Source organism: Pseudoalteromonas sp. GW168-MNA-CIBAN-0100 (assembly GCF_040309225.1).
GTDB classification, from domain to species: domain Bacteria; phylum Pseudomonadota; class Gammaproteobacteria; order Enterobacterales; family Alteromonadaceae; genus Pseudoalteromonas; species Pseudoalteromonas arctica.
Window position 1 is genome coordinate 12,838 of sequence record NZ_JBEOOL010000033.1, and the last position, 13,469, is coordinate 26,306.

The window sequence follows — 13,469 nt, forward strand, 5'->3', positions numbered from 1 at the left end:
TTTAGCTAAGCTAGATACGGGTTCTTATAAACATTTTAATTATTTTAGTTTAGCTTTTAAGCTAAGTGCTTCCTCTTGAACTTCTTCAGGACCTTTGTTAATGACATCCTCAATAACTTTAAGCGCAGAATCAAAATCATCAATTTCAATATAAGCACGCGCTAAATCAAGTTTAGCTGAGTAGCCACCACTTTCAGCATCAACATCCGTTGGGTTATCACCTGCAAGTAATGCATCAAACTCACTCAAACCGACATCCATATTAACGTCGGTGTAAGGTTCGTGTTCAAGTTCAGCGTCGTCACTTTCTTCTAATAATGAATCAATATCTACAAATTCATCATTATCAAGTTGCTCAACATCACTACTTTCAACAAGTGACTCTTTTGTAGTTAATGAATCATCTGTCTCTAAGTCTTCTTTTAGCAAGCTGTCAAAGTCAACATCAAATTCACTGCGGTCATCAACACTTAAGTCTTCAGGCTCTGCTAACTCACTAAGTAATGAATCAAAATCAGTTTGCGTCAAATTCGACATAAACTCTTCATCAAGTTCGTCGTCAGAGCTAATATCAGTGCTACCCACTTCATCTAAGCTTGTTAACTGTGCTTCGCGCTCTGCATTTGTTTGCTCTTGCGATTCTTCTGATAACTCATCAGTTAGTGCTTGCTCTAAACTATCTTCGTCAAATTCAGCATCTAATTCAGAAAAATCATTTTCAATTAAAATCTCATCATCAAAATCATTTTCTAAACTATCTAAATCAGCATCTGCCATAAGTGCGTTTGCTAAATCTTGCTCAGCTTGGCTGGAAGCGACTCCCGGTGCCTCACCATCTAAATCATCCCCTTGTAATTCTTCAGGGGTAAATGGTAACTCACTTTCTAATGTTTCTTGAACTTCATCAAGGTTAAGAGGTTTGATGTCATCTTCAATACTTGGTGGTTCAACAGAATCAACCTCATTATTAATTTCTTGAAGTAAATCATCATCAAGCGACTCATCTTCAATCTCCGTTTCAGTTTCTAATTCAGAGAAGTTATTATCAATTAATAGTTCATCATCAAAATCATCTTCTAAACTATCTAAATCATCTTCTAAACTATCTAAATCACCATCTGCCATAAGCGCATTTGCGAGATCTTTCTCTGTTTGACTAAGTGCTACTGCATTTTCATCACCCGATGCATCTCCTTTAAGCTCTTGCGGCTCAAACGAAGGCTCATTCTCTAATAATGATTGATCATCGTCTAATTCAAGTTCAGGATATTCATCCAACTCTTCACTTGGCGTTACAAGCTCGCTATCAAGCTGCTCTTCAATTTCAGTAAGATCTGAGTCATCGTCGCCCGCTAGCGGATCGTCACCAAGATCAACTTCTATTTCTTCAAGATCATCATCAAGCTCATCTAAAGACCAATCAGGTGTTTCTATATAGTCGTCATCAGTGGCCTGTTGTAGCTCACTTAAAAGCTCATCAACGCTCTTTAAAGTATCATCTGTATATTCTTCAAGTGCATCTTCAGGATCAAGAAGCGACTCTGATGTGTCTGAAAAATCATCAACCGTTACATCTATAAGTTCTGGCTCTTCTTCAAGCTTAGGCTCTTCTGCAAGCTCTGGCTCTTCTTCAAGTTCTGGTTCTTCTTCAAGCTCTGGTTCTTCTTCAAGCTCAGGCTCTTCTTCAAGCTCTGGCTCTTCTTCAAGCTCTGGCTCATCGTAAAGCTCAGGTTCTTCTTCAAACTTAGGCTCTTCTTCAAGCTCAGGCTCTTCTTCAAGCTCAGGTTCTTCTTCAAGCTCTGGCTCTTCTTCAAGCTCTGGCTCTTCTTCAAGCTCAGGCTCTTCTGTAAGTTCAGGCTCTTCTTCAAGCTCTGGCTCTTCTTCAAGCTCTGGCTCTTCTGTAAGTTCAGGCTCTTCATTTAATGATGAAGCAAGCGACTCAATATCATCAACATTTAATTCTTCTTGAGCATCTGCTAAATCCTCAACTGAGTCTGCTAATGCATTATCAATTTCTGAATCTCTTACATCTGAATTTTTTAGTTCATCATCAATTAGGTTATCTATGTCGTCTAAATCAAAGTCGTCACTTTCCTCAACTAATGAGTCATCTGCAGTATCAACCGCTGCCTCATCAATTAAGCTATCTATGTCGTCTAAATCAAAGTCGTCACTTTCCTCAACTAATGAATCATTTGCAGTATCAACCGCTGCCTCATCAATTAAGCTATCTATGTCGCCTAAATCAAAATCGTCACTTTCCTCAACTAATGAATCATCTGTAGTATCAACCACGGCCTCATCAATTAAGCTGTCTATGTCGTCTAAATCAAAGTCGTCACTTTCCTCAACTAATGAATCATTTGCAGTATCAACCGCAGCCTCATCAATTAAGCTATCTATGTCGTCTAAATCAAAGTCGTCACTTTCCTCAACTAATGAATCATCTGCAGTCTCAACCGCAGCCTCATCAATTAAGCTATCTATGCCGTCTAAATCAAAGTCGTCGCTTTCCTCAACTAATGAATCATCTGCAGTATCAACCGCAGCCTCATCAATTAAGCTATCTATGTCGTCTAAATCAAAGTCGTCGCTTTCTTCTAGAAGTTCATCTTCGTCGGGTAACTCTGCATCAATTGAGTCATCTACCACATCACTTTTTGGGTCATTCGCTTCATCAATTAAGCTATCTATATCGTCTAAATCAAAGTCGTCGCTTGTACCAAGTTCAGCTGAAGTGTTATTTGAAGTATCTAATTCTGTTGATGTTTGATCTAATAATTCATCTATATCAAAATTATCATCATCTGCAAGCTCCTCACTTAAAGCCGCCATTTCATCATGAGACTCTAAGCTATCATCCTCTAAAGCTTCGCTTGTTTGCGGTGCATCAAACTCAGGTAGACTATCGTCTTCATCAAACAAGCTATCTAAATCGTCATTAGTTAGAATTTCATCATTGTTTATTGAGTCATCAGATAAATCTAAATCTATATCTTCAGCGTTTTCATCTGAAGGTTGATCAAAACCTTGCTGCATAAAAATATCGAGTTCATCATCGTCATCGGTATTTTCATCATCAAAAACAATGTCATCACTTAGCAGGCTTTCAAGCTCATCCTGATCGAGTAAATTCTCACCACCTGAAAAATCATCTAGGCCGTCATCTAAATCATCATCAGGCAACATATCATTTTCGAGACTATCATCTAATTGAACACTCAAGTCATCTAAAGGGTCGGGTACAATTGGATCGTCATTTAAACTTGGACCCAAGTCATCATCGCCAGTGTAAATTGGGGTTTGTGGTAAAAAGTCATCATCGTTTTGTGGCTCTTCTTGATTACTTGCTCGTTTGCGTAAAAACATAATAATTGCAAAAATAATCAGTAGCCCAGGAATAAACATTAATAAACCCAGCACTATCGGATTTGAAAATAATGAGCTTAAATCAAATGATTCTTTTGGTACTATCTCTTGTTTTTTTTGTTGTGCAATAATCTCGTTTTGCTTAACAATTAGTTCTTTTAACTGATTTTGAATTTCACTGTCTTGTCCTAACTGTAAGCGTAAGTTTTCGAGTTCGTTTGAAATACCTGATAATTGTTTTTTAAGATTATTATTCTCAACTAAAATTTCTTCTACATTGCTTACGGAATTTTTAAACTGTTGTTGTAACTCAACAAGCTTAGTACTTTGCTCTGTTTTTATTTCATTTAATTCTTTCTGTATCTCTTTTTTGGCATCGTCTACGTCGACTTTACGAGCTTGAGTTACTTTTGTTTGTGCTGAGGCAATTTCGCTTTGCGTAAGTGTGCCATTTTTTTTCTTTTCCCATAATGCATCATCTTGCTCAGAACGTTGCTTTGCAAGCTGTGTATTTACACCTTTTATTTCGGCTAAAGTTGGGATTTTTAAATAGGCACCATTTTGAATATGGTTAAGATTTTGTTCTAAAAATGAGTTGGGGTTTTTGTTATACAAGGCCTGCATAACTTGATAAATGCTGACGGAGTTATCTGGGCGCACTTTAGCCGCTATACGCCAAAGTGTATCAGTTGGTTTAATTGGCCCAATAGATCGCCCTTGCGCACCATAGTCAACGCCTTTAGGCCCCTTTAATTGGGTACTGTCTTGAGAGTAAACTGGCGTTACTATCAATGCAGACGCTAATATAATAAGTGTAACTAAACCGCGCATGCTGATCCTTTAATATTTAAATATTAACAAAACACTTAAAGCTTAAGTGCATAAATATTGTTGATTATTGCTGTTATCAGCCAAATGACTGACTCGCATTTATTATTACAATCTATTTTTATTGCAAGCTCTATTCCAATTACAAACTATAAACCAGTTAAGGCTTAATATCCATCGCAACACCTTGAAAATAAATGCCTTAAAACATCTTTATAAATATTAATTTATTGAGTGTTATCAATCAGTTTTTATACTTTTAAAAATAAACGGCAAAAAATTGACAAGCTCTATAAACAAAAAGCGGCAAACAAATAATGTTTACCGCTTCGAAAGTGTGTTCAGCGCTATTAACTATTACATGTAATTAGCAATAAGCTCTTCTGCAATTTGAATACTGTTAGTTGCAGCACCTTTGCGAGTGTTATCACTTACAACCCACATGTTTAATCCATGAGGATGAGAAATATCAGCACGTAATCGGCCTATATAAACAGTATCGTTACCACTAGCGTCAGACACTGCTGTAGGGTAATCACCTTCATCATCAATTAGCTCAACACCAGGCGCGTCTTTTAAAAGTTGCTTAACGTGTTCAAAGTCATAAGGCATGCGCGTTTCAATATTAATTGATTCTGAGTGACCAAAAAACACGGGAACACGTACACATGTAGGATTTACTGCAATAGTGGTATCACCCAAAATTTTATGAGTTTCATTTACCATTTTCATTTCTTCGCGTGTATAGCCATTATCCTCAAAGCTATCAATTTGAGGAATAACGTTAAATGCAATTTGCTTTGGAAATACTTTATTATCCATAGGGCGTGCATTCATCAAGTTAGCTGTTTGCTTTGCAAGTTCATCAACCGCTTCTTTACCTGCGCCCGATACAGCTTGGTAAGTAGATACGTTAATACGGTCTATTCCGTAAGCATCATAAATTGGTTTAAGTGCTAACATCATCTGAATAGTTGAACAGTTAGGGTTAGCAATAATATTACGATTCCTAAAATCAGCTAGGCTTGAAGCATTAACTTCTGGCACCACTAGTGGGATTTCAAAATCATTTCTAAAGTGCGATGTATTATCGATTACAATACAGCCGGCATCAGCAGCAATAGGAGCATATTTTTCAGATACACTACCACCAGCAGAAAACAAACCTATATGCGCTTGGCTAAAATCAAAGCCTTCAACGTCAAGTACTTCAATGGTCTCACCACGAAACTTTATGTCTTCACCTGCGCTGCGGCTGCTCGCAAGTAAAAAAAGCTGATCTACAGGAAACTTACGATCTGCTAGCGTTTCAATGATTTGACGGCCTACTAAACCAGTAGCGCCAAGTACGGCAACGTTATATTTTTGCGACATATTTCTTCCTCTATAAACGACATTAAAACAACATCGTTAGTTAAATAATTATTTAGCTATGCTAAAGCCAAGTTGACTAAGTGCTGCTAGTTGTGGGCTATCACCTTGTAGGAATAAGGTGCTAAATTCTCGCCTTAACGGATAGTTTTTACGTAAACTATCAAAGCCCTCACCTTCTAAATGACGAAGTAAAATTCCGTCATCGCGGCGTACGTCATAAATTAAATGCACCAAACGGGCAATATCTTGCTCGCTTAGGCTTTGCGTAACAGTTGCATTTGTAATAGCAGGTATTGGTAAAAAATCATCCAACGATTTACTCACCTCTACACCTTTTAGGTCACACAATTTTTGATACAACATTTGTGTACCTCGTGCTTTCCCCTCAAGTGTATGCCCTGCGATATGCACACTGGCATAACGCACATGCTCTAGTAATTCAGTTAGAATATTGGGCTCTTTTTCCCATACATCAAGTACTATATCTAAATCAGCCCCAGCTTCCATTACCTCAAGCAATGCTTGGTTATCAATTACGTCGCCTCGGCTTGCATTAATTAGCGTGGTTCCTGGTTTAAGTGCTTGTAATCGCTCTTTATTCATCATGTGCAGCGTTTTGTGCTCGCCACTTTTAATAAGTGGAACATGAAAAGTAACAACATCTGATTGTGCTAATAACTCATCAAGCGCTACATGCTCTTGTAATAAGCCCTGTTCGTGCTTAATCGGATCGCATAACAGTACGTCGACATTTAATGCTTTTAATTTTTGCGACAAACACGTGCCAATGTTACCCATTCCTACAATACCAATTGTTTGACCACACAATAGGCGCGCATTTTCTTGGCTTAATGCAAATAAACTACTAATTACATATTCAGCTACAGCAACGGCATTACAACCAGGTGCACTGGTAAAAGCAATATTTCTGTCATGCAGTAATTGCGTATCAATATGGTCAATGCCAATTGTGGCAGTGCCCACAAAGCTCAGCTTGTTAGCTTGTGCCAATAGTTCATGATTAACATTAGTCACTGAACGAGTAAGGAGTACATCTACATTTATTAATTGTTCAGGCGTTAATTTACGACCATCAAAACGCTCAACCTCACCAAAGTCTGCAAAGTACTGCTCAACTAAAGGCATATTTTGATCGGCAAGAATTTTCATCACTGAGTCCGTTTGGCAATTAAGTGGCGCCATTGTAACGAACAACCAAGCCTTTACACAAACTAAAAAGGCGCATTTTAGCTGATACAAATACTTAAAAGCGGTTATGTTGATTGTTTTAAATCAGCAATTTAAATTAGGGACTTAAATTATGTGGATAATAATTTTACTATTGAATATATAAAGGCCGAATCACAGCATGATTCGGCCTTTGTTATGAAAAATAAACTTCAATTACATTGAATTTTATTTACTTGATTTTAGTTTATAGCTCAAAATCTTTTTTGAATTTCAAACCAAATTCACTGCGGTCATTACTACGCATTACACCAACAAAACCTGATTGTTGTAGGCGACCAACATCGTAAACTTCGTTTAGAACGTTTTCACCATACAGTGTAACTTCCATATCGCCATATGGATTAGTGTACGAAATATTAAAACCAACTAGTTCACGAGAATCAATGGTCTCACTTTGGTTGTAAACTGATTGACCTTGCATTTCACTGCGATACGAATAATTAGCATTAAACGCAAGTGTTGCGCCACTCTCTAAATCCATAAAGTAAGAAGGTGCAACCATGACAGTCCAGCGTGGCGTCAGTGCTGGTGAATCGCCTTTACCTATGCCTTGTACACCCTCAGCCACTTCTGTTATTTCAGAATCTAAATAACCAACTGCACTACGAATAGTAAAGTCATCGGTAATAGCAACGGTTGTTTCAAGCTCAATACCTTGCGCTTTAGATTGACCTGCATTTTCTACAATTGTTACAAAGCCACCACCCGCTGTTGGATCTGAAAACGGCAATGCTAAATCGGTGTAATCAGTCACAAATACCGCAAGCATCATAGATACATTTTCGTGTACTTGGCCTTTTAAGCCCATTTCGTAGTTAATCGCTTTTGTTTCGTCAAACGATACAAATTGATCTGGTCCACCAAATGGACGCGGTGGAAAACCACCTGTTTGATAGCCTTTTTGAATCTGGCCATAAACATTCATATTATTGCTAAGCTGATAAGATGCATTTACATCCCACGTAACTGCATCAAAATCTGCACTTACATATTTACGAGTTGGAAATGATGGGAATATAGCATTTGCATCTTTCTTATCTTTTGAATAACGAAGGCCACCACCAACCGTTAAATCGTCAGTTAAATCGTAGCTGGCATTTATATATGCTGCATACGAATTAGTTTCTTGGTTAATTTCAAATTCGCCGTAACCGCCAAATGATTCTGTTACACCATCATTCAACAAGCCATTAGGTGTATTAAATGGGCTGAATACAAATGGGCCTGAACGTGTAAAGCCATCTTCATTAAAAAAGTAAAGACCAGATACAAAGTCCATATTATCGAATGTTGCATTTAGCTGAACTTCAAATGAGTACTGATCAGCACCGCCCTCCTCTGGAAACTCAGACAAGTTTAAAGGTGATGCATCATCATCTAGGCCACCTTCATACTCAGATGTACGGTAGCTTGAGATAAACTTAGTGGTATAAGTATCGTTAATTGCCCAATCGGCTGAAAACGATGTGCCCCAACCTGAGTAAGAGGTAGATTCAATACCCGCAACAGTTGTGCCTAAATCATCAGGGTCTGATGGAATTAAATCTTGAGTCAATAATGGGAAGTCGCCATTAAAAACATCATTTGAGTCTAGTGGGTCTGTCAATTCAATTGTATAAGGCGATTGGCCAGATTCGTTATCAACACCATCTAAAGAAAAAGTGAATGCTAAGTCGGTATTTGCTTGCCATTTAAGTGCAACACGACCACTAAATTCTTCTTCCTCACCAATTTCTTTTTCTGGGTTTGCTAAATTAACAGCTTCGCCCACACCATCACGTGTTTTGTACGATGCACTTGCAGACATACTTACATCATCTGTTAGTGAGTTATTAAAATAAACATCACCGGCAATACGTCCACGACTTCCCAGCTTAGCTGCAGTAGTAACAATACCTTCATCACCAGGTTGCTTTGTAATTACATTTACAGCGCCACCTAATGTATTACGGCCATATAAAGTACCTTGTGGGCCACGAAGCACTTCAACACGCTCAACATTAGGTAATGATAAGTTAGAACCCATTTGACGACCTAAGTACACACCATCAAGATACACACCCACACCCGGATCGGTAGTTATTATGTGATCTTGCAAACCTATACCGCGGATAAATACAGACGCATGCGCAGAATTGCCCACGCCATAGCGGGTAATATTTAAATTTGGAACATATTTACCAATATCTTCTAGGTTACTCATATTGGCTTTATCAATTAGGTTAGCGCCAATTGAAGTGATAGCGGTTGGAGATTCAAACAGGCTCTCTGTACGTTTACGAGCTGTGACTTCTATCTTTTCAAATGCGTCTTGTTTAGCTGTTTTTTTAGTTTCTTCGGCGTTTACAGAGGTAGTGAGTGCAGCAAAAATTGCTAGACTTAACTGTGAGAGGTTACGTAATTTCAAAATATTCTCCAAAGGATACCGTGTGATTTAGTTATGCATTTATACTTAAGAGTATAAATTTCAGGCATAAAAAAAGATGCGTAATGCATCTTTCCTCTGGATGGGTATTATATGACAGAATTGTGAAGAAATGTATAAATTATTTGAATAAATGTATAAAGAATAAAGGCGACTTAAGCATTGTTAGCTTTAGATGGATTATCATAAATAAAGAACATTAATATCAACCTCACTAAAAAGCTGTTTTAAAACAAAAAACCGCATAAATACAATTTTAAAAAGCACATAAAACGTACTTTACACATGTACTTTAGTGTATAAAAAAAGAGCTACAACACATTCTCCTATCATTGAAATTAACTAAAAATAAGAATATAGTACTAAAATGTAGTCTATGGATAGAATATTATGAATATTGAAAACACAGCTGATAAAAGCCTCAAATGCTTCACAAATCCAAATTACACTTCACTTTTTTGTGTTGCAGCTGACTTCAACGTTTTACTTGTTAATTATCAAGCTTTAAACGTCATTACCAATTATGAACTTATTAATCAATTCATGCTAAAAAATGGTCACCAAGGACTGGTAATTTTTGATGTCCCAAAAGACTGCGATGTACTAGCATTAAAAGAGTGGCCAAATTTAAAAGGATTGTTTTACGAAGGCACTGACGAAGTACTACTTCAACAAGGATTAGAAGCCATTGAACAAGGAAAGTTATGGTTCCCTCGTGCAGTAACCGATGATTGGATGAGGCAAATGCTAGCGAGTGAACAACAAACTACTCTGCAATCAAACAACTTAACCTGCAAGGAAATGAAAGTATTAAACTTATTATTTTCTGGCTTACATTCAAGTGCAATTGCAGACACCCTATTTATCAGTGAGGCTACTGTTCGCGTCCATTTACATAAAGTGTATCAAAAGATTGCTGTGAAAAATAAACAACAAGCATTACTTTGGTGCCAAAAAAACTTAAATAAGGTTAATAATTAAGCGGACTTATTTGAAACCTTATTATGTCAGAATATTCACCGGCAGCTTGCCTTTCAAAATCATTTAGTTGAATTTTCAAAGGTAACAAATAAACGGTTTGTCCTGAATATGAGAATTTATGTTGTGATACGTTATTTAGTTCAAGCCATCTTCCAGCCAGATCTAGACTGTAATTAATTGCATATTTATCTCTATAGAGACTGTGTATTAATTTACCATTATTATCTGAACTTACAGATAATTGAATATCTGAATTAGTAACAACTTGTAAACTAGGTAACATAGTGTATTCCTTACCCGGTATTAGCTCTCCCAAATTAATAGTATTTGAAAATGTATTATACCCAAGTACAGAAAGACTTGTTCTAGGCACAATATTTTCTTGAATGCTATATTCTCGTTCATCTAACAACTTGCTCCCCTGATCGTATAATTTCATTTGGAGTCTATCTGTATAGACACCAGCTTTAATCGGCGTTCCTGATGGTATTAGTAATGACAATATCGTCGAAGAATTAGTAAAGCTCAACTTTAAAGTTGATGTGCTAACTAACTGACTCTGTATACTTTGCATTTGGTACGGAACACTTTGAAATTGCCCTTTTAACTGAGCTTGGTTCTCACTTGTAATCAGGAGCTGTAATTGACAACTCTTATCATTAATAACGCTTATACGTAGCTCTTTCTTAGAGTCTACTTGCTGTAAGGCATGGTAGCTTTCAAAATCATCATAAATATGTTCAACCTTATCGAACCTAGCAGCACATTGCGCATGAATTAAAGGCGTAAAAATAAATAGTGCTAAACCACCCAATAATAAACTTACTTTTTTATTGTACATAAATAGCTCCTTTGCGCTGTAATTGTTCACCTTCAGATACTTCAATCGTAAAATGTGACTTTTCTGCATTCTTAAGTGTAATTTCATAATTACAGGCGGTTAAACCTGTTAATGCAAATCGTCCTTTTTTATTCGTAAAAAATGTATGCTCTTTCTTACTACTATTATCTAAACAAATAGCCGTTCCAACCTGTAACGATAGTGGCTTTTTTTGTTGGTCGTACAGCGTTGCAATGACTGATATGTTAGCGGCAGTCCCTATTGTAATTGCATGACCCGTTCGATAAGGTGAATAAAGAGTAATAATACCAGAACCTATATCATACCCTGGCGCTAAGTTATCAATATCGACTGCAACGTTGGTTGAGGCGTATGAACTTATATCGTTCAATAAAATAGTCTCGAAGTCTTCATTATCGGCCCTATATTCATCTTCATATTGCCCCAATATAACTTTTTTTCCTTTAAGGCTAGAGTGAGGTTTTACTAAAGCGAAGCTATCGTATATGGGTTTCCCAACAGCCCAACTCTTATCTGCAAATGCTATACTTGACGCCAAGCTTAATCGGCTCTGATGGTAAGCTGAGTCCTCATTAAATTGCTCGTAAAAACTCCCATGATCAAAGTTCATAACAAAACGATTCGCGTTATATTGAGTATTTAAATCAAAAATAGCTTCATTTTGATCATTTTTTTCAAGCCCAGCTCTTATGTTCAAAGCTCCAACATAGCGCTGATTACTATCTTGAGAGAATTCTAAACGTGTTTTGTCACGCCTAGATTGATGAGATAATTTAGCCCGTCGAGTATTAGAAAACTTATAAGTGACAGACAACCTTACATCCCATTGACTTTCTTCAGCGAGACCCTCCCACTGCCCACCTAAACTATATCTCCATTGGCTATTATCGATCTCACCAGAAAGACTAACCCCAATTGATTTATCAAATTGAGCTTCATCATATGACCTTGATAAGCTTGTAAAAAAAGATGTTTGCGTATTATCGCCCCAAAAAAAACTATAATTAGCCTGAATATAATGCTCTCTTAAACGAGAACTAGATTGAGAATCAGGCCGATAACCAAGTCCTGTAAAATATCTTGATGAGTATTCATAACCCACCGTTATGTCAGTGTTATTATCACTATGATTTCTATAGTTACTATAAACAATGCGATAAGCATGGCCTGTTTTTTCATTGAAACTTATCGCATTTTCAAACGCAATCTGTCCAATTTTAGCTGCATAAATATTTTTAAAACCAACCTGCTGAGAATACTCATCACCCTGTACTGCCGCACCCGCTGTCCAGCTAGGTGTAATGCCATAATCAAGATAAAAGCTGGCTAGTGGCTCGTCGTAATCATAATCTAGCTCACTACCTAAGCGTGAAGGAACGCCTAAATGAAACTCATATTCAAGTTGCCCTTGAGCAAAAAGATCTAAACCTGTCGTTACGTCAAAATCAACAAAACGCACAACTCCTGCTATATCAGTGATCCTCAGAGTAATATTATTGCTTCCTTCATTAAGGGGAATATCATCAAGAGAATATATACCTGCGGCTAAATTAAGTTTTTGTACTATACGTTCGCCAACTAACACCTCTACAGAGGATGGACTCTCTAAGGTAAAGCTACGAGAAGCACTGGGTCTGATAGGTCTGTCAGAAACTAGCGAAAAATCATGTGAAAGCGACAAACCGAGTACCCGTGCTGTTGATTGAAAATAACTACCTGAACTATAATTATCACCGACTGATATACGTAACCCACTAAGCGGTAGGTCATGTATTATACGAGTACCTAAGCGCCTAATATTTGATGAAGTAGGAGTCACTTCAGATAAATACTCCACTTCGTTTTCTAAAACCCACCCTTCCCAGCTCACTACCATTTCAGAGCGAATAGCTAAGAGCTCATCTGTTGTGTCCTCGCCTTTATCTTGCTGATAAAAATAACTTGAATAAGCATTAACAAATCCACTTAGTTTAGCGGGTTCCGATGCTGTTAAATTCCTTGAATCAGATTTTAAACTTAGCTGTTGAGGGCGAGTCAGTCTAAGAGGTACTGATATTTCTAAGCTAAAATCACTCATATCGAATGAAATATTATATCCAAATGACTCTAATGCTTTTGTATCAATAACATTATTATTAACTTTAAACTCTAAAGAATCAAAATCTTCTGAAAATAAAAGTCGTTCGAATGAAACTTTAATTTCACTCCATTTAAGTGATAAATTATCATTTGGGTCAACTGCAAGAGTTAATTTACCAATAGCATTTTTATTCAGTTCTGCTTCAACGCTGAGTTCGATGGTTCTTTTAGACGGGTTAATTTTTGAATAACATAATTGAGTAAAGCTCAATAAAAATATGCATAATAAAACTCGCATAA

The 13,469-nt window shown here is 37.0% G+C and carries 7 protein-coding genes; 1 reads left to right on the top strand and 6 read right to left on the bottom strand.

Going from position 1 to position 13,469, the window contains the following annotated elements; translation table 11 throughout:
- Positions 1 to 39: 39 nt before the first annotated feature.
- From AAEY62_RS17080 to AAEY62_RS17095, 4 genes are all read right to left on the bottom strand, one after another.
- Positions 40 to 4,200, bottom strand: coding sequence for a FimV/HubP family polar landmark protein (locus AAEY62_RS17080; RefSeq protein WP_350635477.1), 4,161 nt, complete (start codon positions 4,198 to 4,200; stop codon positions 40 to 42).
- 354 nt (positions 4,201 to 4,554) lie between these two features.
- A complete protein-coding gene (locus AAEY62_RS17085) occupies positions 4,555 to 5,571 on the bottom strand; it encodes an aspartate-semialdehyde dehydrogenase (RefSeq protein ID WP_007586655.1) in 1,017 nt (338 codons plus the stop codon).
- Positions 5,572 to 5,619: 48 nt separating this feature from the next.
- Positions 5,620 to 6,741, bottom strand: coding sequence for a 4-phosphoerythronate dehydrogenase (locus AAEY62_RS17090; protein WP_350635479.1), 1,122 nt, complete (start codon positions 6,739 to 6,741; stop codon positions 5,620 to 5,622).
- Positions 6,742 to 7,006: 265 nt separating this feature from the next.
- Positions 7,007 to 9,229, bottom strand: a complete 2,223-nt coding sequence (locus AAEY62_RS17095; RefSeq protein ID WP_101162844.1) for a TonB-dependent receptor — start codon at positions 9,227 to 9,229, stop codon at positions 7,007 to 7,009.
- A 408-nt stretch (positions 9,230 to 9,637) separates the two neighbouring features.
- On the opposite strand from AAEY62_RS17095, the gene AAEY62_RS17100 reads away from it, so the two are divergent.
- Positions 9,638 to 10,228, top strand: a complete 591-nt coding sequence (locus tag AAEY62_RS17100; protein ID WP_024590969.1) for a LuxR C-terminal-related transcriptional regulator — start codon at positions 9,638 to 9,640, stop codon at positions 10,226 to 10,228.
- Here the strand turns inward: AAEY62_RS17100 and AAEY62_RS17105 are convergent.
- Positions 10,218 to 11,069: a hypothetical protein gene (locus tag AAEY62_RS17105; RefSeq protein WP_197237150.1), complete on the bottom strand. Its 852-nt coding sequence runs from the start codon at positions 11,067 to 11,069 to the stop codon at positions 10,218 to 10,220. The two genes, AAEY62_RS17100 and AAEY62_RS17105, sit on opposite strands and share 11 nt — an antisense overlap.
- Positions 11,059 to 13,467 carry a fimbria/pilus outer membrane usher protein gene (locus tag AAEY62_RS17110; RefSeq protein ID WP_024590967.1) on the bottom strand — a complete coding sequence of 803 codons (2,409 nt, stop codon included), beginning with the start codon at positions 13,465 to 13,467 and terminating at the stop codon, positions 11,059 to 11,061. The genes AAEY62_RS17105 and AAEY62_RS17110 overlap by 11 nt, the downstream gene beginning before the upstream one ends.
- Positions 13,468 to 13,469: the final 2 nt, after the last annotated feature.